This window comes from Ditibartonella apis, from assembly GCF_001952075.1.
In the GTDB taxonomy this organism is placed as follows: Bacteria; Pseudomonadota; Alphaproteobacteria; order Rhizobiales; family Rhizobiaceae; genus Bartonella; species Bartonella apis.
The window spans coordinates 289,795-310,624 of the sequence record NZ_LXYU01000001.1; the positions used below are offsets into that span (position 1 = coordinate 289,795).

Consider the following 20,830-nt stretch of genomic DNA (forward strand, 5'->3'; position numbering starts at 1 on the left):
GAATTCGAAATTCCGATAAAATATTATTATTCCCGATTTCCGAAAGAGTTCGGTTATTTTAAACAAAGTGCTGATATTTTTAGGCAAAAGAACCGAAAAGCCATTTTCTTTTTTGAAGATGAAGTTTTATAGTCATTTTATCGGGTGGTATTTTTGTGCCCTGCACAACGCGCTCAGAGGGTTTTTATTTTGGACAAAGCTTCCAGCCGCTTTCAATATCCGGTTTTTTAAAATCCGGTGTTTGAAAATGGTTGTTTATTGATAAGGGATTTATTGTGGCTCAAAAATCAAAAAAAACAAATCAGTCAAAACATGAAAAAGAAGATGTCGGCATCAAATTGACAGTCGCGGGGAAAAAGCGCGTTTTTGATATTAACGAACCGAAACTTCCCGAATGGATCCAGAAAAATGCTTTGACATCGGGAAACTATCCTTACGACAAAAAAATGCCCCGTAAGGAATATGAAGAGACATTGCAGGATCTGCAAATTGAGTTGGTCAAATTGCAATCCTGGCTTCTTGAAACGGGCGAACGGGTTGTTGCTTTGTTCGAAGGGCGAGATGCTGCCGGTAAAGGCGGGACGATTTTTACACTTCGCCAATATATGAATCCGCGTACTGCGCGCAACGTTGCTTTGCCGAAGCCCGACGAAACAGAAAGTGGCCAATGGTACTTCCAGCGCTATGTGCGCCATTTTCCTACCCATGGAGAATTCGTCACATTCGACCGCTCATGGTACAACCGCGCAGGCGTTGAAGCGGTTATGAAATTTGCAACCCCTGCACAAGTTGAAACATTTCTTGCAGAAGCGCCAACATTTGAAAAATTGATCGTTTCCGATGGTATCAGATTTTTCAAAATCTGGCTTGATATCGGGCAGGAAATGCAATTGAAGCGTTTTCATGAACGCCGTCATAGTCCGTTGAAACACTGGAAATTTTCCAAAATGGATGAAGCGGGAATTACCCTGTGGGATGATTACGGCAAAGCTGCCGATCGCATGATCGAGCGCACCCACTCGGCTATGGCTCCTTGGACAATTGTCAAATCCAATGACAAAAGGCGTGCACGGCTTGCGGTAATCCGTCGTGTGCTTCTTTCTATTCCCTATGCCGACCGCAATATTTCGGCAATCGGTCCCGAAGACGAAAAAATTATCGGCGCAGGACCGGACTTCTTACGTAATGCCAGCGAGAACCTGATCTGAATAAAGCGGGATAGGTATTTACAAAACGATACCTATCCTTTTTACTGATATCGATACACAAATATTTATGCTATGCGGATAACCGTCATGCTGCATCACAAATTGTCTTTATCCGCGTTGGTTGCTTTTTCCTTTATCTCTCTTTATCCGACAACAAGTGAGGCTGTTGATCCATCAACATCGGGATTGCCGCATTTTTTTGATTCTCAGGAACGATTGAACCATCCCAATCTCGGAACCCTTCAGAGATTGCGATTTTTAACCACTGTCGATTTCCCGCCTTTCAATTTTATTGATAAAACAGGACGACTTTCCGGATATAATATTGACCTGTTACGTGCCATTTGCATGGAATTAAAACTGGAACAGGTTTGTGAAGTGGAGGCTGTTCCCTGGAATGAACTGATCTCCCACATGAATGAACATGGCGGAGAGGCCATCATTGCCGGTATGAATGAAACACCGGAGACTGCCAAAAGCCTGATTTTCACACAAAGCTACCTGAGGTTTCCGGCTCGCTTTGTAAGCTCGGGAAATATTGCGCTTACCGAACCTGTCGAAAAAGACTTGAAGAAATACAAAATAGGCATTGTAAGCAAAAGTGCTCATGAAGCACTTTTTGCCGCCTATTTTCCGGAAGCGAAATGGCAGCCATTTGAAAATGATGAAAGTTTGCGGGCGGCGCTGAAAGCCAAAAATATTGATCTCGCATTCGGCGACGGAATGGCGTTTTCCCAATGGTTGAATGATCGTCAATCGGAAAATTGTTGCCAATTTGTGGGTGGAGCATATATTGCCCCGCAATTTTTACAAAGCGGCCTTAGAATTGCCGTCTCAAAAGATAATCCCCAACTGGTTGAAGCATTGAACTATGCATTGAAATCACTGGAACGCAAAGGAAAGCTCACCGAGCTTTATCTGCGATATTTTCCCATCAGCTTTTACTGAGAGCTCGCCAAAACAATTTTCCGACGAGCCCCCTATAGTTACAATCACTGTAAACGGATAATGACTTTACCGAAATTTTTACCCTGAAGAAGGCCGATAAAAGCTTCCGGCGCATTTTCCAGACCTTCGATAATATCCTCACGATATTTGAGATGTCCCTGACGCAACCACTCTTGTGCCTGGACAATGAACTCGGGTCTTTGCTGTTCGAATTCCCGTTCAATAAAACCGCGAACGAGCATACTTTTTATCAAAATCGCATTCATCAATTCCGGCAAACGGTCAACATCGTGTTTTACATTGTTAGAGCCGTTATATTGTGCAATCAAACCGCAAACAGGTATACGGGCAAAAGGATTTAAAAGGGGAAATACTGCATCCCACACCTTGCCGCCGACATTTTCATAATAAACGTCAATACCTTCCGGACAGGCCTTGGCAAGACGTTCGGCAAAATCGGTGCTCCTGTGGTCGAGCATGACATCAAATCCCAGCACATCGCGACCAAAAGCACATTTTTCCGGACCCCCGGCAATGCCGACCGCCTTGGCACCTGCGATTTTTGCAAGTTGCCCAACCATCGCACCGACAGTTCCCGTTGCTGCTGCGACAACCACTGTCTCGCCCTTTTTCGGTTTACCGATGTTGCGCATTCCGGCATAGGCAGTAAAACCCGGCATACCAAGAATGCCTAAAGCGGTTGATAATGGTGCGTCAAAATTATCCAGTTTTTTTAAGTTTTCACCTTTTTCAATGCTGTAACTTTTCCAGCCACTTGCCGAGAGAACCTTGTCGCCTTTCTTGAAATCTTTGTGGTTCGAGCTGACAACTTCCCCGACAGTTCCACCGATCATGACATCACCGATTGCTACCGGCTTATCATAGGATGGCGCGTCCGACATACGTTGACGCATATAGGGATCCAATGAAAGATAAATGATCTTTATCAACACTTCGCCATTCTTCGGTTCCGGCAATTTGACTGTTTCGAACGCAAAATTTTCTTTAACAGGCACTCCATGCGGGCGGGACGCGAGCACAACTTGTGTTGAACGGATTTCTTCCATTACTGTTTTTCCTTTCATATTTTCCAATCAAAAGATGGACTGAAGAAAAGCAGCTGTCAACAAACGTAAAGTTGGAATTTCCCTAAGCCTTCACAAGACTTATTTCGGACGATTTGGCGTTTTCAATGTGATGGGAGGAAGATTGATCTGATAATGGATAGAAATAATGCGGATAAAAGTGCAAACCGCAATTGCGCTCCATATTGCGATTGTCGGAGATATGAGACGGGCAGACCCCAAAAGAACGATAGCGGAGCCGACGATAGATGCACTCGCATAAATTTCTTTGCTGAAGATTATCGGCGTGCGACCGGTCAGAATATCTCTTACGCATCCACCGCCAACAGCACTCGCACATCCCAGGATGATTGAAATCTGGATATTGCCTGTCATTTGATAAGCTTTATCCGAACCGAAAGCCGCAAAAAAGCCGAGCCCCAAAGCATCAAGCCAGAGAGTCGGTTTTTCCATCCGCATAATCAATTCCTGACAAAAAATGCCGAGCAACACCGCTCCGATAATCGCTATCATATATTCGATATCGGTAAGTCCGACAGGCGGCGTTGCCCCCAAACACAAATCGCGCATGATACCGCCACCACAGGCAGTCGCTAATGCAACAACAAAAACACCGAAAAAATCGAAACCACGCCGGATACCCGCACTGGCACCGCTTAAAGCAAAAACAAAAGTTCCAATCACATCAATCGAATGAAGAAGCATTCGCGTTCCTTTAAAATTTCCAACTACGTCTGCGATAATTTTCTAACTATTTCTATTTAATGCAAGGCCGCTTGATGTCAGAGAAGAGAATCTTCGAAACCGGATAACATCGCAAAAAGAAAACTCTAAATCTTACCTTCGCCGTCTTTCAATTTTTCGATTGACTTTTGTCGTACCCAGATAGCTTCGCTGTCATGATGATTATTTTTGTTCAGCAAATTCGCTTACTTGCATCTTCTAATTTTTGTTTGTTCGAAGATTGGAAGATAATGAAGAAAAAACCGAATTTTCGATAAGATATAATAGGGATAAAGTCAGATAGAAAACCGGCAAGCCCGTAAAACCCTATGCCGATTGTTATACGGGAAAATTTTTTTTGAACTGCCAGTGATATGAAAAATATTGTATATCTTTCGTTTCAATATAGCGGTTGATTATTGGGTGTCGATTGGCTGGATACCGAATAAATAGCCGAATTATCAGCGCCTTCAATTCCTCATAGAAAACCGGATTTTTAACATCCTAGCTTTCTTCGTCGAATTTATTGTTCACAAGTTTTTCGAGGGCGTCAAGCACTTCGCTTGCTTCCTTACCTTGCGCAGCAACATCAATATGGCTTCCTTGGGAAGCTGCCAACATCATCAATCCCATGATCGAGTTGCCGCCAACTGTCTGTCCATCTTTTTCCACTTCGACGACAGCATCGAAACTTTCGACAGTTTGCACAAATTTTGCCGATGCCCGTGCATGAAGGCCTCTCTTGTTTGAAATAATCAGTTGCCGTTTTAAAAGACTATCCATTTTTTCTTAAATAGAATTTTTCTATTCATCCGATAACAGCATGCTTGGAACATTGATGTATTTACGCCCCGCATCCTGCGCGGCTTTCAAGGCATCGACCAGTCCGATATCATTTGATTGTCGCACGGATGTAAGCTTGATAAGCATCGGCAAATTGACGCCGGCGATCACTTCTGTTTTGCCTTCCTGCATGATTGAAATAGCAAGATTGGAAGGTGTACCGCCAAACATGTCGGTAAGAATGATAACACCCTGTCCATCTTCGACCGAATTGACGGCTGCAACAATATCCTTACGACGTTGATCCATATCATCTTCAGGGCCAATACACACTGTGGCAAATTTTTCCTGAGGACCCACAACATGCTCGACCGCATGTAAAAACTCTTCAGCCAATCTGCCGTGCGTTACAAGCACGAGTCCGATCATTCAACAATGCTCCTGTCACCAGCGCCCCGGCCGTCTTGTTTCATGAAAATCAACAGTGAGTTTTGTATTCTGGCAGGTGAATTCATCTGTGCCAAGAAAAATCTTTGCCGGATATATAAAAATATTGTTTTTCAACATGATTTGAATTGGAAATTGCTTTCTTTCCAAGGTGTTTTTAGTGCCAATGCTTCAATTGCCTGACAAATTGTCAGGCTGTCAGCAGTATTCAAATCAGGAAGAATATAAAGCGGCAGTTCAATGCCACAATAAGTTATTTTATCATCCTCGGGATAACGTTTTGCCTCTTTCGATAGGCTAACAACAAAGTTGATTGCAACTTCGGGCTCGAACGCCATCCGATATAGCCCCGCCCCCCTGATCTCGATGCCGCCGGAGAGTGTCTTCGGCACCCGCCCATAGAGCTTTCCCTGCTTTACGAATAATTCTGTATAGTCATCACTGACAAGACAACCACGCTTGCCGCACCACGATGCACGTTCAACAAGTGCCAGAGTAAGCGCCGATTTACCGGAAGCCGATGCACCGGTGAGCAAAACGCCCTTATTCCCGAGGATAAAACAATTTGCGTGAAGTGTGAGAGGGTATTCAGCGCTTTCAGACACAGCTTCTTCCTTGTTTTAAAAGCAAATTGCTATTTTTCGAGTGGCAGAACAATAATGAAACGGGCACCCAGTTTTTTATCCGGTTCCTTGTCGGAATAGATATTTTCTGCCGTCAAAGTACCATTATGGGCTTCAATAATCTGCCGGCTGATCGAAAGTCCGAGACCGGAATTTTTCCCGAACGATTCAGCACCTGGCCGATCGGTATAAAAACGTTCGAAAATCCGGTCTATCTTTTCGGCACGAATTCCCGGGCCGTTATCTTCCACTGTCAGGATAAGCTTGGAACCTTCCGCATGCATGGCTAATTTTATCTTGCCGTTTTCATGCGGAATGAAAGAACGGGCATTTTCAATCAGATTGGAGACGACTTGTCCGAGCCTCAAATCATGACCGGCAACAATATATTTTTTACCACCGCTGCGCGGTTTTATTTCGAGTTCGATTGTTGCCGAAACCTTGTTGCGACGAACCTCTCGCGAGGCTCTTACAATACTTTCAAGCATGGCAACCATGTCAACCTTGTCGGATGTCTCGCGCGCAAGTTCTGCGTCAAGGCGTGATGCATCGGAAATATCGGTAATGAGACGATCAAGACGGCGCACATCCTGCTGTATAATATCAAAGAGCCGTTCGCGCGCTTCATGCGTTTTGGCAAGAGGCAATGTTTCAACGGCACTTCTGAGCGAAGTTAGCGGATTTTTCAATTCATGGCTGACGTCGGCTGCAAATTGTTCAATCGCCTCGATACGAGTGTAGAGCGCATCGGTCATATCGCGGATTGATGTTGACAAATGCCCCACTTCATCTTGCCTATCCGAAAAATCAGGAATTTCGACACGCTTGTTGGTGCCATGACGGACACGGTCAGCCGCTGCCGACAATTTTCGCAAGGGATTAGCAATCGTATAAGCAAGAAACAGCGAGAGAACCAAAAGAACAGCCGCAACAACTGCGAAAACTTTGAAAATTGCAAGCCGTTCTGCTGTTACAATATTGTCGATATCGGATCCGGCTGTCGACAATAACAAAACACCGACCACAGAATGGTAACGCTGCACCGGAACAGCAACAGAAACAACCAGTTCGCCTTGCGAATTACGCCTTTGTGCTGTTGCCAGAATTCCGTTCATGGCTTTGACAACTTCCGGATAGACCGCCCCGTTTCCACCCAACTGGTCTTTGTCAACAGCAATATCATTGCCGTAAATCGTGTTGGTGAGCCAGTTTCTGAACCGTTCGATAAGACCGGGCTTATCTTCGGCAATAGGAGGAAGATTGTAACTTAAAACCTGACCACTCGAATAGAGCACCATTGAATCAAGAAGCAGGTTGGCATCCCGGTCATAAATGCGGGCACGCGTTGTCTCCGGTGAAATGACATTGCGCAATAGCGGCGCAACACGTTCCGGATTAATCGGAAAATCCCAATTATCTGTCGATTCCGCTTTCGGCGTGATGCTTTCACCAGCCTGCAACTCCATAAGTTTTTCGGGATCAATCAAGATCGAATTGGTGTCAACCGTTGCCGAAGCGGCAATTGCACCGGCAATAATCTTGCCTTGTGTGCGTAACGATTCAATCTTGGCGTCAATCAAACCATCCCGAAACTGGTTGAGATACATAATACCGGCAACAAGCACACAAAGAGCTGCAAGGTTGAGAATAACGATACGGCGTGTCAGGCTTGAGAAAAGAAGCTGCTCGAACAGATAATGTCCGCGCCTGCGCAAACGCCCGAAACGGGTCGTCTTGCGGGAATGCTGCCCTTTTTCCGTTTTTCCCTCTGTGCCCGCTGTTGCTTCCTCGGAAACCATCCGGTCGCCCGCACCTTTCAGAGCCAAAGCATATGCCAGGACATACGCTTTGGCTAACTGTTAAAACCTGAACTATCCCGCTACCGACCAAATAAGCCGGCTTTGACGAGCGGGATAATCGTTACTACACTTTATACCGGCTTTATACTTCATACCGGCTTTATACTTCGCGAAACCGATAGCCAACTCCGTAAAGAGTTTCAATCATTTCAAAATCGTTATCAACCTGCTTGAACTTTTTACGCAGCCTTTTGATATGGCTGTCAATGGTACGATCATCAACATAAACCTGATCGTCATAAGCAGCATCCATCAGTGAATCACGACTCTTGACAACGCCGGGGCGTTGGGCAAGCGCTTGCAAAATAAGAAACTCGGTAACCGTCAAAATGACCGGTTCGCCTTTCCATGTGCAAGTATGACGCTCCTGATCCATAACAAGATCGCCGCGTTCAATCGAAGTTGCAGCCTGCGCATTGGCTTTAACAGGCTCCCCGCGGGCTGCAGCGCGCCTTAGAACCGCCTTGACACGTTCAACCAGAAGACGTTGGGAGAACGGCTTGGTAATAAAATCGTCCGCCCCCATTTTCAAACCGAAAAGCTCGTCGATCTCATCATCCTTCGAGGTCAGAAAGATTACCGGCAAATCCGATTTCTGGCGCAAGCGCCGCAACAATTCCATGCCATCCATGCGGGGCATCTTGATATCGAAGATAGCAAGATTGGGTGGGCGCGCCATCAAGCCTTCAAGGGCCGAAGCGCCATCCGTATAGGTCTCGACACGGTAGCCTTCCGATTCCAGGGCTATCGACACTGATGTCAGAATGTTGCGATCGTCATCGACAAGTGCAATTGTCTGTGTCGTGGTTGCAATATCTTTCATAGTTTTCCGACTCTTTCTCGCGGTTTTTATTTTTGGAACGTTTCTTCAGAAGCCGAAGAAACATCCATATTGGTTATGAAGCATACATTTCCTTTATATGGGTGTTGCAAACGCTTTTGCAAAACAAATGTGGTACAAATTGTGGCGAAGCTCACGAAAGTCTTTGATTTACTAACGAAAAACACCTCTTCCGGCTTTAAAATTATAAACGTCAATAGGCCTTTGAAGTTTCATTAACTGATTTTTTAAAAAAAATTAAATTTTTTAAATCGATTAAATATTTGATATTTAATATTTTTTCTGATTTTAGGAGGGGACACTCACAATCACGTGGGGCATTTTTGCTTTGAAAGGCAATAGCGGAGGTACTATGAAAGAGACTGGCATATTCAATCCAAAGGCTTCACTCAAAAGCTTCGGTTTTAAAGATCTGGGCAATGTTTACTATAATTTCAAACCGCCTTTTCTTTATGAAGAAGCTATCCGTCGCAATGAAGCGAAATTGACAGCCGAGGGAGCGCTTGTTGCCTATACAGGCCAATTTACAGGCCGTTCAGCAAAAGACAAGTTCATCGTTCGCACAAAAGAAACCGAACCCAATATCTGGTGGGACAACAACAAGCCGATGAGTCAGGAACATTTCGACCAGTTGTTTGCCGATTTTGTCGAACATGCAAAAGGCCGCGACCTATTTGTCGAAGATCTTATTGGCGGCGCGGATCATGAAAACTCTATCAGGGCACGTGTTGCATCCGAATATGCATGGCATGCCATTTTCATCCGCAACCTTCTTATCCGTCCGGAAGAAAAAGCACTGGAATCATACGTTCCGCAGATGACCATTATCAATCTGCCGTCTTTCCGCGCCGACCCGAAGCGTCATGGAACACGCTCCGAGACAGTCATTGCTTGCGATCTTACACGGCTTATCGTTCTGATCGGTGGCACATCTTATGCCGGTGAAATGAAAAAATCGGTTTTCACCGCGTTGAACTATATTTTGCCTGAAAAAGGCGTTATGCCGATGCACTCTTCAGCCAATGAAGGGCCAAAAGGTGATACTGCTGTGTTCTTCGGGCTTTCTGGAACCGGCAAGACAACACTTTCGGCAGATGCAAGCCGCACATTGATCGGCGATGACGAACATGGCTGGGGCAATGACGGGGTCTTCAACTTTGAAGGCGGTTGCTATGCCAAGGTCATACGGCTCTCTGCCGAAGCGGAACCGGTTATCTATTCCACAACCCAGCGTTTCGGTACCATTCTTGAAAACGTCGTCCTCGACAAAGACCGCGAGCCCGATTTCAATGACGGTTCGTTGACTGAAAATACACGTGCCGCCTATCCGATCTATTTCGTTGATAATGCAAGCAAAACCGGCAAGGGCGGACAGCCGAAAAACATCATCATGCTGACTGCCGATGCTTTTGGTGTTATCCCGCCGATTGCCAAACTCACACCGGCACAAGCCATGTACCACTTCCTGTCCGGCTATACAGCCAAGGTTGCAGGGACCGAAAAAGGTGTAACAGAACCGGAAGCAACGTTCTCGACATGCTTTGGTGCGCCATTCATGCCGCGTCATCCTTCCGTTTACGGCAATCTTTTACGCAAGAAAATTGCCGAACACCATGTCGATTGCTGGCTCATCAATACCGGTTGGACCGGCGGTCCTTACGGAGTTGGCAGCCGTATGCCGATCAAGGCAACGCGCGCATTGCTGAACGCTGCATTGGACGGTTCACTCAAAAATGTCGAATTCCGCAAAGACGAAAATTTCGGCTTTATGGTACCGAAGGCAGTTGCCGGAGTGGATTCGAAAATTCTTGACCCGCGTACGACCTGGAAAGACACAGCTGCCTATGACGAACAGGTCAAGAAGCTTGCAGGCATGTTCATCAAAAACTTCGAGAAATTCATTCCGCATGTTGATGATGAAGTGAAAAACGCCGCCCCTAAGGCCTGAGTTCAAAAAATAAATTAAATGCAAGCCCGGTTCTTGTAACCGGGCTTTTTTATTGGCGTATCGACGTTATAATTGCACAAATGAAAAGCGAAAAAGGCGAACTTTTTATCAGTGCGAAAATCCGCATACGCGAAAGCGATATAGCGGAAAGTTTCATTCGTGCTTCGGGACCTGGAGGGCAGAATGTCAACAAGGTTGCCACGGCTGTACAATTACGCTTTTTCGCCTATCGGGCAGGTCTTCCCCACGATATATTTACCCGCCTCATAAAACTGGCCGGACAAAAAGCAACAAAAGAGGGCGAAATTCTCATTGAAGCATCGCGTTTTCGTTTGCAGGAAAAAAACCGGCAAAATGCGCGTGAAAGACTTGTTTCACTTATAAAAAAAGCGGCTGAACCACCGCCACCAAAACGGCGTAAAACCAAACCGACCAAAGGGTCGATCGAACGAAGATTGAAAACCAAAAACATTCGTTCGGAAGTAAAAAAGGCTCGTTCAAAAGTAACTCCTGATTGAAATTTAAATTCCTGCTCTATGTCTTTTGAGTGAAAGCCGGAACACGGGTTTGGGCTCTAACGATGTGTCGTTCCCCCTTCAAAAGGGCAAGACGCGCATTTTCTTGAAAGGAGAATGCAATGGGACTTTTTAATTTCGTAAAATCGGTTGGTGAAAAACTTGGACTCGGGGAACAAGCCCCTGACGCACAAAGCATTAAAACAGCTTTGGATGGCCTTAATCTCGGAACAGAAAACGTCAAAGTTGCGGTCGAAAACGGCAAAGCAATTCTGACCGGCGCTGTCAAAGATCAGGCTACACTTGAAAAAGCTATTCTTGCCGTTGGCAACCTTCACAGCATTGAATCGGTCAATACCGATAATCTCAAGGTTGAGAATGGCCAAAAATCGGCAAGCAACCAAACGGCACAATCGGGCACTTCGCAGGCATCTTCAAACCCTGCAGCCGCACAATCGTCAGAACCGCATTTTTACGAAGTGAAAAAGGGTGACACTTTGTGGAAGATTGCTGAAGAAGTTTATGGCAAAGGTCATGGCGACAAAAACAAGATTATTTTCGAGGCAAACAAGCCTATGTTGAAATCGCCTGAAAAAATCTTCCCCGGTCAAAAGCTTCGCATTCCCGACCTTAATCAGGCTTGATTATTTTTTCTTATTTTTACACGACGCACCCCACGCATCCCGAAAAGTGTGAAACGGTTTTCGGATAAGATGCGTGGGTATTTTTCTCTTTCCCAACAAGTGTGTAAATCTTGTTACACAGGAAAACGGGAGGCTCCACGGAAAAGCATGAAGCAATTTTCGAAAAAGCTATCGGGAAATGAAACAGCTCCGAAAAATTGACAAATGCAGGCTTTTAAAAACAGGAACCGATTCGTCTTGAAGATAGGGCAAGGCGAATGATGCTCGGCATCTTGAAGAGCCGTCACAGTCTGTTTATTTTCAAAGGATGGATTTTTACGGCTTTGATTATTTTCCGAACTATTTCAATCGCACCGATCAGGAAAAACTGGTTGATGAGGTGAGAGACATTGTCCGGCAAGCGCCATTATTTGTTCCCAGAATGCCGAAAACCGGAAAGCCGATGAGTGTCCGGCAAACCAATTGCGGGAAACTCGGTTGGGTCACCGATAAAGATCACGGCTATCGCTATCAGGAAACGCATCCTCAAACGCAAAAACCTTGGCCGGAAATTCCCCGACGACTCCAGGAGTTATGGCAAAAATTATCCGGATTTTCCGCTCCGCCGGAAGCCTGCCTCATCAACTTTTATTCGCCGGATGCACGCATGGGAATGCATCAGGACAAGGATGAAGGTGAACTTGCCGCACCTGTCATTTCAGTATCCTTGGGCGACACGTGTCTCTTTCGTGTCGGAACGCCTGTTAAAGGCGGAAAAACCCATTCCTTACGGTTAAATAGCGGCGATGTCATCATATTCGGCGGCGATATGCGTCTTGCATTTCATGGTGTTGACCGGATTTATCCCGAAACTTCTACACTTTTGAAAGTTCCCGGCCGTATCAATCTGACTTTGCGACGTATTACGCCTGTCGGGTGAATTGGAAATATTGCCCGCAAAGCTTGCTTCCTGAAAGCAGTCATTTGCTTATCATGAAATAGCGTTTCACGTGAAAACTTCTCTTGGTGACGGATTTAAATTGGCAATTGCTTTTAAAAACTTGAATGAAAATCTTGATCAACAAAAATGCGTGACAGAAATCCGCCACGCATTTTATTTTTTCATGAAAACTTTAATTCGAAAAACGGTCTTTTAATGATGCTGATGTTCTTCATGATTGGCAGGCATTGAATCGGGTGCTTGTGCACCGATGCCCGAAACAGTAAAGACCACATCGACAGTGCCGGCTTTTTCAAAAACCATTTTTGCCTTGAATTCGTCACCCTTGTTCAAGGTTTTGTCGAGATCCATAAACATGACGTGGAAGCTACCCGGTTTGAATTCGACTGTTCCACCGGCCGGAATGACCACGCCATCGGCCTGATGACGCATTTTCATGACACCGTCAGCCATTTCCATTGAATGGATTTGCGCTTTGTCAGATAATTCCGATGATAGAGACACCAGCCTGTCAGCATCTTTACCATGATTGACAATGGTAAAGAAACCACCGGCAACTTTTGCCCCGTTCGGTGTTGCGCGTGCCCAAACATTGGTAATTTCGATATCACCAATTTTATAATCATTCGCAAAAGCACTACCGAGCGAAAAGGTTAGAAACAAACAGGCAAAAGCTGCCATCACAGCAAAGCTTGTCTTGATCAAAGCCGAACATTTTTGAAAAGCGTAAGACATATATAACTCCTGATATTTAAAATATAAATTCGTGTTGAAGATGTTTATGACCATTTGCCGAAGATCTTTGCTTAATCGGACGAACCGAATTGAAAATTGACAAATAGATCAACCAACTCAGGAAATTATGTAGGGCGGAGAACGTGCATCATAAACAAATGATGGCCGCTCGCAGGGTAGCAACAAAACCCGAATGACAGCCATTGCCTCGCTTGAACACTTGGATGTTTCAAGAACAACATTAACCGGTCCGGATATTTGAAGGGCCGCAGAAAGAATACACCCGCCAATGCAACAAGCGGGGACAGGGAAATGACCTTGGGCTGAACGATCTTTTCCGGCGGCCGTGCAAATAATGCTGCCGTAAGCATCGCGAACAGCGTATTCACCAAGCACACCGGCTTTTGCCATGACAAGTGATTGAATTGTCATCACGGCAACGAGCACAAATATAAAAAATTGATGCTTTACCGACTGCATCAGCTGACCCGGTGTTTTCTCGCCATTTTCATGGTTAAGAAGTCTAGAATGCAGTAAAAGTGAGCGTTGTCAAAGACCGCGTGATACCGGGTATATCAAGAATATTGTCATTGATGAATTTACCGATATCCTTGCCTTCTTCGATGTAGATTTTTGCCAGAAGCTCGAATTCACCGCTTGTGGAATAGAGTTCCGAAACGATCTCGCGCTCATAAAGTATGTCGGCAACATCGTAAGCTGTACCCGGTGCACACTGCAACTGGATAAATATTGGCTTCATATTCATTCTCCTTTAGCCAAACAAACACATGAAATCGAGAAGAAATCAACATAGTTTCTTCATTCAAGTGATGAAAACATGTTCATCAAGCGTCTCCTGCTCTAAAATTCGTTTGTGTTGGCTTCAATTTGCGAAAGGATAATTTATTAAACGATTTCGTCCGGCTTTTATTGGGTTAGACGGAAGAGAAAATAAATATTTTTACCTTTAAAGATTAACGCAAATTCCGATATTCAATTTAAAGTTTAAAATTTTATTTTAATAGTGAGATCAAGACCAATGAATTAAAAAATTACAATGAAACATATTTTATATAAATATTATAATGTTAAGCGATTTTGAGTTCCCTATTCATAATTTCTATTGAATATCAATCTTTAAAATCAATTGCACCTATTCCCACAATCGTTTATTCTTCGGCTTTCAATGCCGGATAGGGAATTGCCATGATACCACCCATTCCTGTGCAACTTTATGTCACGGTAGCGGCTGCTACAGAGCTGACCAACCGCCGTGCAAAAAATCTTGATGGTGATTCAAGTTCCGACAATCTTGCAGAAACATTCAATGCCGTAACACCGAGCACCTCTTCACAGGCAGAAAATGGTGCACGTCAAGTTGCCAGTCGCTTCAAACCTCTAGATAACCGGAAAAGTGCCGAAGAAATCGAGGATGAAGAAGAAAAACTTCTCTATGTGCTTTCGGAAAAATTCGGTCTCGAAAAACCGCATGGTTTGCCAATTCAGGAAGCCGCAGCCTATTTGAAAGAAATTCTCTATTCTCCCCGAAATAGTTATGATCTTCGGGCCGTTGAAAAAGACCTTGGATTTGACCTTATCGGTATTTCACTCAAAGATTTTCTTGATGCTATGATTGATAGCGACAGCGATGCAGCCGCACGTGTAAGCACTGCTCTTAAAGCCTTTCTTGACTCGCAAGAAAAAGAGTTCAAGCAAACGCGTTTAAGTGATGACCTCACCGTCAATCCGGAAGACGATCAGGATCCGGGGATATATTCACCATTCAGGAAATAACGTTCGGTAATTGACTGAAATAAATAAATCGAAAAGCCTATTTCGGGATTTCGGATTAAAATTAGGCCACTCTTAGCCGGAATGAATTTTATTGAATTCTTGGAGTTCAATTCTCTTTTTTCTCGTCTATGTTTCTTCCGGCTTTTCTAAAACGGATTCTCGCTGAACGTTCAATTGCCGCAACAGTCAAATCCTCAAGCTCGAATTGCTCGCGTAAAATTTGTAAAAACATCAATTCTTCTTGCCTGACGTCAAGATCGCTTGCCGCAACTTCGACGGCGAGAGCATAAGCAGTATCGCGAAGCTTTGGAGAAAGTGCCTTGCCGGTCACTTCAAGTATTTGTTCAATTCCATCTTCATGGGCGAGATAAGAACAACATTTTGCAGCCAATTGATCAAGCCGCGTCCGGTCGAACCCTCTAAAAACCGGTAAACGCGCAACAATTTCGCTAATCAATTCCAGTTCATCGTCACTCACTGCCGCGTCAACGGCAGAAGTTGTGACCATGATATATATCAATGCTTCTTGTGCTGTCAGTTTTTCCATCAGTTCCTCCCTGAAAGTCATCCTTTGCCGTTTTTTCCGTTTTTTCTTACAATGTTTTTCTTACAATGATTGACGAAAAGCTGTTTGAGCCATAGAGCTTTCTTAAACGATTCAAATTCAGGATAAAACCCCATGGCAACAGACAATTTCGTGGCAGAAAATCTTACTCAGGATGTCATTGATGCGGCAGCCCAATCCAGAGCATGGCCATTTGAGGAAGCACGCAAAATTGTCAAACGTTACGAAAAAAAGGGCTACCCTGATACAGTTATGTTCGAGACGGGCTACGGTCCCTCCGGTTTACCGCATATCGGTACCTTCGGTGAAGTTGCGCGCACAACAATGGTGCGCCACGCTTTTCATGTGTTGACGGAAAACAAAGTCAAAACCAAACTATTATGTTTTTCCGACGACATGGATGGATTACGCAAAGTACCCGAAAATGTCCCCAACCGTGCATTGATGGAAACCTATCTTGGTAAACCTTTAACGCGGGTGCCCGACCCGTTTACGAAAGATTATCCTTCTTTTGGCGCCGCCAATAATGCGCGGCTTCGCGCTTTTCTTGACCGTTTCGGCTTCAATTACGAATTTGCCAGTGCAACCGATTATTATACTTCGGGACGTTTCGACGAAACGCTCCTTAAAATGCTTGCCAATTACGATAAGATCATGGCTGTCATTGTTCCCACATTGGGTGAAGAACGGCGCGCGACCTATTCGCCATTCTTGCCGATTTCTCCTGTCTCGGGAAAAGTTTTGCAAGTTGCAATGATTGCGCATGATGCCAAAAAGGGCACTGTTACCTATATCGAACCGGAAACCGGTGAAAAAATTGAAACCGAAGTCACCGGTGGCAAGGTCAAATGCCAATGGAAAGCCGATTGGGCTATGCGCTGGACAGCGCTGGGCATTGACTATGAAATGGCAGGCAAAGATTTGATTGATTCTGTGGCTCTGTCTTCAAAAATTTGTCGTATCCTTGGTGGAACACCGCCCGAAGGCTTCAATTACGAGCTGTTTCTGGATGACAAAGGACAAAAGATTTCAAAATCGAAAGGTAATGGCCTGACAATTGACGAGTGGCTCACCTATGCGCCCACGTCAAGCCTTGGCCTTTACATGTATCAGAAACCGAAAACTGCCAAGCGGCTTTATTTCGATGTGATACCGAAGGCTGTTGACGAATATTACAGTTTTCTTTCAGCCTATCCGAAGCAAAGCTGGAAAGACCGGCTCAACAATCCGGTCTGGCACATGCATAATGGCAATCCGCCGAAAGTGGATTTGCCGGTGCCTTTTGCCATGTTGCTCAACCTCGTAAGTGCATCCAATGCCGAAAATGCCGATGTCTTATGGGGCTTTATTTCGCGCTATGCGAAGGGTGCTACACCGGAAAACCAGCCCGAACTTGACAGCCTTGTCAGTTTTGCAATCCGCTATTTCAATGATTTCGTCAAACCGACCAAAAAATTCCGTGCACCAGATGCTGTCGAGCGTGAAACTTTGGAAAAAATCGACCAAACGCTGGCAAACTTGCCGGCAGATGCCGATGCCCACACCATCCAGAACGCACTTCTCGACATTGGCCGCGTGACAGAGCGCTATCAGGATCACAATAAGAAGAGCCCTGACGGGGGGCCCGGTGTTTCTGTTTCATTTTTCCAAATGCTTTATGAAGTTCTGATCGGTCAGGAACGAGGACCGCGCTTCGGCTCTTTCATTGCTCTTTATGGCATTGATGAAACGCGGGGCTTGATTGCTAAAGCCTTGGCTGGAAAACTTGTCAACGAATGAGAGAACCCGACATTCATCTTGAAAAAGGGGCTTTTCACCCCTTTCACGATGATTTTGAAACAATCCGGTACAATTCTTGAAGACGAGCTTCAAGCTTGCCGCCAATTTATTGAAAATTTTTAGATAAAGGACACAAATTCCTCACTCTTTTTTTAAAAAAGAGGTAAAAGAAGCGGAATTTTATTATCGACCGGCCGGTTATCAAAACAAACGGATCGCGCGGGTAAAAAGCAACAGGAGTGAGTTATGAACAAGGCACAAGAGGTCGCGCGGCGCCGCACATTTGCTATTATCGCGCACCCTGATGCCGGTAAAACAACCTTGACCGAAAAATTGTTATTGTTCGGCGGTGCTATCCAGCTTGCAGGTGAAGTCAAGGCCAAGAAAGACCGAATCCAGACCCGTTCCGACTGGATGAAAATCGAACGCGAGCGCGGTATTTCGGTTGTCACCTCGGTTATGACATTCGAATATGAAGATCATATATTTAATTTGCTTGATACACCCGGCCACGAAGACTTTGCCGATGATACCTACCGCACACTGACGGCTGTCGATAGCGCTGTCATGGTTCTTGACGGAGCGCGCGGCATCGAGCCCAGAACCTTAAAACTATTCGAAGTCTGTCGCATGCGCGACATTCCGATTGTGACATTCGTCAACAAAATGGATCGGGAAGCACTCGACCCATTAGAGATACTGGACGAGATAGAAGACAAGCTTGCGCTTGATACTGCCCCTGTTACATGGCCTATCGGCTCGGGCAAAAATTTTGCCGGCAGTTTTGACCTTCATCACAATCTTGTTCGCCAGAAAGACGAAGAAAAAACCCCGCGCCCTGTCAAAGGGCCTGAAGAAGCAGCCCTATTATTGCCGGAACATGACCGTGCCGCTTTTGTCGAAGGCGTTGTTCTTGCGCGTGACGCATGTAAAAAATTTGATCTGAAATCGTTCCGTGAAGGCCAAATGACACCAGTCTATTTCGGTTCGGCGTTGAAGAATTATGGCGTGCGTGATCTTATCGACGCTCTTGTTGCCTATGGGCCAAGTCCGCGTGCGCAGGTTGCAGATACGCGTATTGTCGAGGCGACAGAACCGAAAATGACCGGTTTTGTTTTCAAAATACAAGCCAATATGGATCCCAACCATCGCGATCGCATCGCGTTTTTACGTGTTTGTTCGGGAATTCTATCCCGCGGCATGAAAGCAAAACTCGTGCGCACCGGAAAACCCCTGACATTGTCGACGCCGCAATTTTTCTTTGCCCGCTCACGCCAGATTGCCGACGAAGCCTATGCCGGTGACGTTGTGGGAATTCCAAACCACGGAACATTACGTATTGGCGATACGCTGACAGATGGCGAAGACATTCTTTTCAAAGGTGTTCCGAATTTTGCTCCGGAAATTTTGCGTCGTGTTCGTCTTGGCGACCCAATGAAGGCAAAGAAGCTTAAAGAAGCTTTGCAACAAATGGCCGAAGAAGGTGTTGTGCAACTCTTTATGCCTGACGATGGTTCGCCGTCAATTGTCGGTGTGATCGGTGCTTTGCAAATTGATGTGCTGACGGAACGGCTGAAAGTGGAATATTCTCTTCCTGTCGGTTTTGAACCGGCGCGCTTTACTGTATGCCGCTGGATTTCGGCTGATAACAAAGAAGATCTCGAGAAATTTATTGCTACACACCGTGATGCTATCGCATCCGATCTCGACGGCGATCCGGTATTTCTCGCAGAAAACAATTTTTCGCTCAATTACGAAGCGGAGCGGTCACCGAAAATCAAATTCGCAACAATTAAAGACTACCAGATACGCAGCAAATAAATCTTTATAAATGCGAAGTTCTTTATAGCGTAAATGATCGCAGGCGATTTTATTTGATACAGGTAAATTGTGTTATTGAAATATAAATGGGGCAGCGAGATTTCTGTTCTCATGCCATTGGGAGTTTCGCTTACCCGTTAGTGAACGCCCCTTCCGCAAAAATCGAATAATGTCAATCGAACGGAATGATTGGCATTGCCAATCCTCTTTTAACAAATCAGCGCCGATTGCAGTTTTTCATCGCTCTTATAAATTCTTCAAAATTAATATCCAGAAAGTCCAGAAGTGTCATCAGCCTCGAAACGGCAATGCGATCTGCTCCTTTTTCATATTTTTGAATCTGCTGTGGTGTGATACCCGCGACGGCTGCCAATTCTGTTTGAGTTACGCCGTTTTTTTTACGAAATTGGCGTAACAACCCGCCTATTTTCTGGTCACTTTGGGTTTCATTAAATTTCAATGTTCGAATATTTTCTGAGGAAATGTTACCGCCATTTTCCATATGATTCACCATCAACTCATCCCAATAAAAATTTTCTTTCAATTTCCTGTTTCGGGCAATCACGCGCAAGTTCTATAAAAAGCATTGCCGAAACGATATCTTTTTGGAAAAGCTCCCCCGAACGATCAACTCCTGATATTGATCACCATTTTCTATGTCCCACTGGGCCAAGCCCGCTTTTTACCCGCGCAACGCTGTTGGTCGTGGCAGACTAAACCGGACTTAGCCAATACCACATATTCTAAAATTGAGAAATAATATATTCATTTTAAAATTATATAAATCAAATATGTTTGATCCGATCATTTAATCTGCACTATTCGAAATAAAGGAAAACCGGACAAATTATCCCGATATTGATGAGTTAAGAAAGAAGGGAATGTTAAAACATCTTTCATCCCATCCGGTGCTGTGAAAATGAACAACATCAAAACGAATTCGGACAAAACCGTTTTCTACCGGTCCCGATATGAAGCGTTTCCGGTTCCGGCACTAATCGTTTTTGACTCGTTTTATTGTCAATCCCGATAATTTTTGATGGAAAGCAAGCTCGACTTTGCTTGATAAAAATGAATAAACTACAGGCAATTGCGCGTCGAATAACGTGTTTTTTTGAAGATATAAAAAAACGGCACCAACTGAATTGGATGCCGTTTTCAATAAAATAAATTTTACAGAGTTATTTTACGCCGTCCTTGATCCAGTCTGACAAGCGGCTTTTCGGAGCAGCACCGACCATATTGGAGACAATTTCCCCATTATTGAACAACAACAATGTCGGAATTGAACGGACGCCGAATTGCGTTGCAAGTTCGGGATTTTCGTCAATATTGATTTTGGCGACCTTGACCTTACCCTGTAATTCGGTAGCAATTTCTTCGAGCGAGGGCGCTATCATTTTACACGGACCGCACCATTCAGCCCAGAAGTCTACAACAACAGGTTCTGCCGACTTTAGCACGTCATTTTCAAAATTGCTTGTATCGACCTTTACAGTGCTCATTGATCTTTCCTTTGTGATTCCAATTTGCCTAAATTTGGCGTGCTTGGCCGGTTCCGTCAAGAGCAAG

22 protein-coding genes are annotated in these 20,830 nt (G+C 44.9%); 9 read left to right on the plus strand and 13 right to left on the minus strand.

Going from position 1 to position 20,830, the window contains the following annotated elements; all coding sequences use genetic code 11:
* The first annotated feature begins 275 nt into the window (after positions 1-275).
* Positions 276-1,208: a polyphosphate kinase 2 gene (gene ppk2, locus PEB0122_RS01265; RefSeq protein WP_075869937.1), complete on the plus strand. Its 933-nt coding sequence runs from the start codon at positions 276-278 to the stop codon at positions 1,206-1,208.
* Between the two features lie 87 nt (positions 1,209-1,295).
* Positions 1,296-2,156 carry a transporter substrate-binding domain-containing protein gene (locus PEB0122_RS01270; RefSeq protein WP_143238777.1) on the plus strand — a complete coding sequence of 287 codons (861 nt, stop codon included), beginning with the start codon at positions 1,296-1,298 and terminating at the stop codon, positions 2,154-2,156.
* A 44-nt stretch (positions 2,157-2,200) separates the two neighbouring features.
* On the opposite strand, the gene PEB0122_RS01275 is transcribed toward PEB0122_RS01270, so the two are convergent.
* The 7 genes from PEB0122_RS01275 to PEB0122_RS01305 form a co-directional block, all read right to left on the minus strand.
* Positions 2,201-3,223, minus strand: coding sequence for an NADP-dependent oxidoreductase (locus tag PEB0122_RS01275; protein ID WP_075915656.1), 1,023 nt, complete (start codon positions 3,221-3,223; stop codon positions 2,201-2,203).
* 99 nt (positions 3,224-3,322) lie between these two features.
* Complete coding sequence (locus tag PEB0122_RS01280) at positions 3,323-3,946, minus strand: trimeric intracellular cation channel family protein (protein ID WP_075869631.1); 624 nt, start codon at positions 3,944-3,946, stop codon at positions 3,323-3,325.
* Positions 3,947-4,468: 522 nt separating this feature from the next.
* Positions 4,469-4,747 (minus strand): HPr family phosphocarrier protein, encoded by a 279-nt coding sequence (locus PEB0122_RS01285; RefSeq protein ID WP_075913666.1) that lies wholly within the window; start codon positions 4,745-4,747, stop codon positions 4,469-4,471.
* A gap of 21 nt (positions 4,748-4,768) precedes the next feature.
* The gene (locus PEB0122_RS01290) at positions 4,769-5,176 is read right to left on the minus strand and encodes a PTS sugar transporter subunit IIA (RefSeq protein WP_075869629.1); all 408 of its coding nucleotides are present in this window, start codon (positions 5,174-5,176) and stop codon (positions 4,769-4,771) included.
* A gap of 131 nt (positions 5,177-5,307) precedes the next feature.
* Entirely contained in the window at positions 5,308-5,799 is a 492-nt protein-coding gene (locus PEB0122_RS01295; RefSeq protein WP_075915283.1) for an HPr kinase/phosphorylase, read from the minus strand.
* Between the two features lie 29 nt (positions 5,800-5,828).
* Entirely contained in the window at positions 5,829-7,616 is a 1,788-nt protein-coding gene (locus PEB0122_RS01300; protein WP_075915658.1) for a sensor histidine kinase, read from the minus strand.
* 160 nt (positions 7,617-7,776) lie between these two features.
* A complete protein-coding gene (locus tag PEB0122_RS01305; RefSeq protein ID WP_075869626.1) occupies positions 7,777-8,499 on the minus strand; it encodes a response regulator transcription factor in 723 nt (240 codons plus the stop codon).
* Positions 8,500-8,869: 370 nt separating this feature from the next.
* On the opposite strand from PEB0122_RS01305, the gene PEB0122_RS01310 reads away from it, so the two are divergent.
* The 4 genes from PEB0122_RS01310 to PEB0122_RS01325 all read left to right on the plus strand — a co-directional run bounded on the left by PEB0122_RS01310 (position 8,870) and on the right by PEB0122_RS01325 (position 12,543).
* Complete coding sequence (locus PEB0122_RS01310; RefSeq protein WP_075915284.1) at positions 8,870-10,465, plus strand: phosphoenolpyruvate carboxykinase; 1,596 nt, start codon at positions 8,870-8,872, stop codon at positions 10,463-10,465.
* Positions 10,466-10,545: 80 nt separating this feature from the next.
* On the plus strand, positions 10,546-10,983 hold the full coding sequence (arfB, locus tag PEB0122_RS01315; protein WP_075915285.1) for an alternative ribosome rescue aminoacyl-tRNA hydrolase ArfB: 438 nt from the start codon (positions 10,546-10,548) through the stop codon (positions 10,981-10,983).
* A 119-nt stretch (positions 10,984-11,102) separates the two neighbouring features.
* Positions 11,103-11,624 carry a peptidoglycan-binding protein LysM gene (gene lysM / locus PEB0122_RS01320; RefSeq protein ID WP_075915286.1) on the plus strand — a complete coding sequence of 174 codons (522 nt, stop codon included), beginning with the start codon at positions 11,103-11,105 and terminating at the stop codon, positions 11,622-11,624.
* Between the two features lie 307 nt (positions 11,625-11,931).
* Positions 11,932-12,543, plus strand: coding sequence for an alpha-ketoglutarate-dependent dioxygenase AlkB (locus tag PEB0122_RS01325; protein WP_075915287.1), 612 nt, complete (start codon positions 11,932-11,934; stop codon positions 12,541-12,543).
* A 213-nt stretch (positions 12,544-12,756) separates the two neighbouring features.
* Here PEB0122_RS01325 and PEB0122_RS01330 read toward each other — a convergent pair whose 3' ends face one another.
* From PEB0122_RS01330 to PEB0122_RS01340, 3 genes are all read right to left on the minus strand, one after another.
* A complete protein-coding gene (locus PEB0122_RS01330) occupies positions 12,757-13,299 on the minus strand; it encodes a copper chaperone PCu(A)C (protein WP_075869621.1) in 543 nt (180 codons plus the stop codon).
* 117 nt (positions 13,300-13,416) lie between these two features.
* The gene (locus PEB0122_RS01335) at positions 13,417-13,779 is read right to left on the minus strand and encodes a hypothetical protein (RefSeq protein ID WP_143238778.1); all 363 of its coding nucleotides are present in this window, start codon (positions 13,777-13,779) and stop codon (positions 13,417-13,419) included.
* Positions 13,780-13,822: 43 nt separating this feature from the next.
* A complete protein-coding gene (locus PEB0122_RS01340; protein ID WP_075869935.1) occupies positions 13,823-14,059 on the minus strand; it encodes an Lrp/AsnC ligand binding domain-containing protein in 237 nt (78 codons plus the stop codon).
* Positions 14,060-14,505: 446 nt separating this feature from the next.
* Between PEB0122_RS01340 and PEB0122_RS01345 the strand changes: the two genes are divergently transcribed.
* Entirely contained in the window at positions 14,506-15,093 is a 588-nt protein-coding gene (locus PEB0122_RS01345; RefSeq protein WP_075869619.1) for a hypothetical protein, read from the plus strand.
* Positions 15,094-15,199: 106 nt separating this feature from the next.
* Here PEB0122_RS01345 and PEB0122_RS01350 read toward each other — a convergent pair whose 3' ends face one another.
* Positions 15,200-15,640: a tellurite resistance TerB family protein gene (locus PEB0122_RS01350; RefSeq protein WP_075915660.1), complete on the minus strand. Its 441-nt coding sequence runs from the start codon at positions 15,638-15,640 to the stop codon at positions 15,200-15,202.
* Between the two features lie 132 nt (positions 15,641-15,772).
* On the opposite strand from PEB0122_RS01350, the gene PEB0122_RS01355 reads away from it, so the two are divergent.
* Together PEB0122_RS01355 and PEB0122_RS01360 are read left to right on the plus strand one after the other, a co-directional pair.
* Positions 15,773-17,437: a lysine--tRNA ligase gene (locus PEB0122_RS01355; protein ID WP_075915289.1), complete on the plus strand. Its 1,665-nt coding sequence runs from the start codon at positions 15,773-15,775 to the stop codon at positions 17,435-17,437.
* Positions 17,438-17,683: 246 nt separating this feature from the next.
* Entirely contained in the window at positions 17,684-19,258 is a 1,575-nt protein-coding gene (locus PEB0122_RS01360) for a peptide chain release factor 3 (protein ID WP_075915290.1), read from the plus strand.
* A 217-nt stretch (positions 19,259-19,475) separates the two neighbouring features.
* On the opposite strand, the gene PEB0122_RS01365 is transcribed toward PEB0122_RS01360, so the two are convergent.
* Together PEB0122_RS01365 and trxA are read right to left on the minus strand one after the other, a co-directional pair.
* Positions 19,476-19,772: a helix-turn-helix domain-containing protein gene (locus tag PEB0122_RS01365; protein WP_075913680.1), complete on the minus strand. Its 297-nt coding sequence runs from the start codon at positions 19,770-19,772 to the stop codon at positions 19,476-19,478.
* A 667-nt stretch (positions 19,773-20,439) separates the two neighbouring features.
* Positions 20,440-20,763, minus strand: a complete 324-nt coding sequence (trxA, locus tag PEB0122_RS01370) for a thioredoxin (protein ID WP_075869615.1) — start codon at positions 20,761-20,763, stop codon at positions 20,440-20,442.
* Positions 20,764-20,830: the final 67 nt, after the last annotated feature.

Bases quoted from the DNA above. Each gene is read 5' to 3' on its own strand.
- arfB (WP_075915285.1), top strand. From the start codon at position 10,546: ATGAAAAGCGAAAAAGGCGAACTTTTTATCAGTGCGAAAATCCGCATA.
- PEB0122_RS01275 (WP_075915656.1), bottom strand. From the start codon at position 3,223: ATGGAAGAAATCCGTTCAACACAAGTTGTGCTCGCGTCCCGCCCGCAT.
- PEB0122_RS01330 (WP_075869621.1), bottom strand. From the start codon at position 13,299: ATGTCTTACGCTTTTCAAAAATGTTCGGCTTTGATCAAGACAAGCTTT.
- PEB0122_RS01285 (WP_075913666.1), bottom strand. From the start codon at position 4,747: ATGGATAGTCTTTTAAAACGGCAACTGATTATTTCAAACAAGAGAGGC.
- PEB0122_RS01270 (WP_143238777.1), top strand. From the start codon at position 1,296: ATGCTGCATCACAAATTGTCTTTATCCGCGTTGGTTGCTTTTTCCTTT.
- trxA (WP_075869615.1), bottom strand. From the start codon at position 20,763: ATGAGCACTGTAAAGGTCGATACAAGCAATTTTGAAAATGACGTGCTA.
- PEB0122_RS01360 (WP_075915290.1), top strand. From the start codon at position 17,684: ATGAACAAGGCACAAGAGGTCGCGCGGCGCCGCACATTTGCTATTATC.
- PEB0122_RS01335 (WP_143238778.1), bottom strand. From the start codon at position 13,779: ATGCAGTCGGTAAAGCATCAATTTTTTATATTTGTGCTCGTTGCCGTG.
- PEB0122_RS01340 (WP_075869935.1), bottom strand. From the start codon at position 14,059: ATGAAGCCAATATTTATCCAGTTGCAGTGTGCACCGGGTACAGCTTAC.
- PEB0122_RS01300 (WP_075915658.1), bottom strand. From the start codon at position 7,616: ATGGTTTCCGAGGAAGCAACAGCGGGCACAGAGGGAAAAACGGAAAAA.
- PEB0122_RS01305 (WP_075869626.1), bottom strand. From the start codon at position 8,499: ATGAAAGATATTGCAACCACGACACAGACAATTGCACTTGTCGATGAC.
- PEB0122_RS01280 (WP_075869631.1), bottom strand. From the start codon at position 3,946: ATGCTTCTTCATTCGATTGATGTGATTGGAACTTTTGTTTTTGCTTTA.
- PEB0122_RS01355 (WP_075915289.1), top strand. From the start codon at position 15,773: ATGGCAACAGACAATTTCGTGGCAGAAAATCTTACTCAGGATGTCATT.
- PEB0122_RS01310 (WP_075915284.1), top strand. From the start codon at position 8,870: ATGAAAGAGACTGGCATATTCAATCCAAAGGCTTCACTCAAAAGCTTC.
- PEB0122_RS01365 (WP_075913680.1), bottom strand. From the start codon at position 19,772: ATGGTGAATCATATGGAAAATGGCGGTAACATTTCCTCAGAAAATATT.
- PEB0122_RS01325 (WP_075915287.1), top strand. From the start codon at position 11,932: ATGGATTTTTACGGCTTTGATTATTTTCCGAACTATTTCAATCGCACC.
- lysM (WP_075915286.1), top strand. From the start codon at position 11,103: ATGGGACTTTTTAATTTCGTAAAATCGGTTGGTGAAAAACTTGGACTC.
- PEB0122_RS01345 (WP_075869619.1), top strand. From the start codon at position 14,506: ATGATACCACCCATTCCTGTGCAACTTTATGTCACGGTAGCGGCTGCT.
- PEB0122_RS01290 (WP_075869629.1), bottom strand. From the start codon at position 5,176: ATGATCGGACTCGTGCTTGTAACGCACGGCAGATTGGCTGAAGAGTTT.
- PEB0122_RS01350 (WP_075915660.1), bottom strand. From the start codon at position 15,640: ATGGAAAAACTGACAGCACAAGAAGCATTGATATATATCATGGTCACA.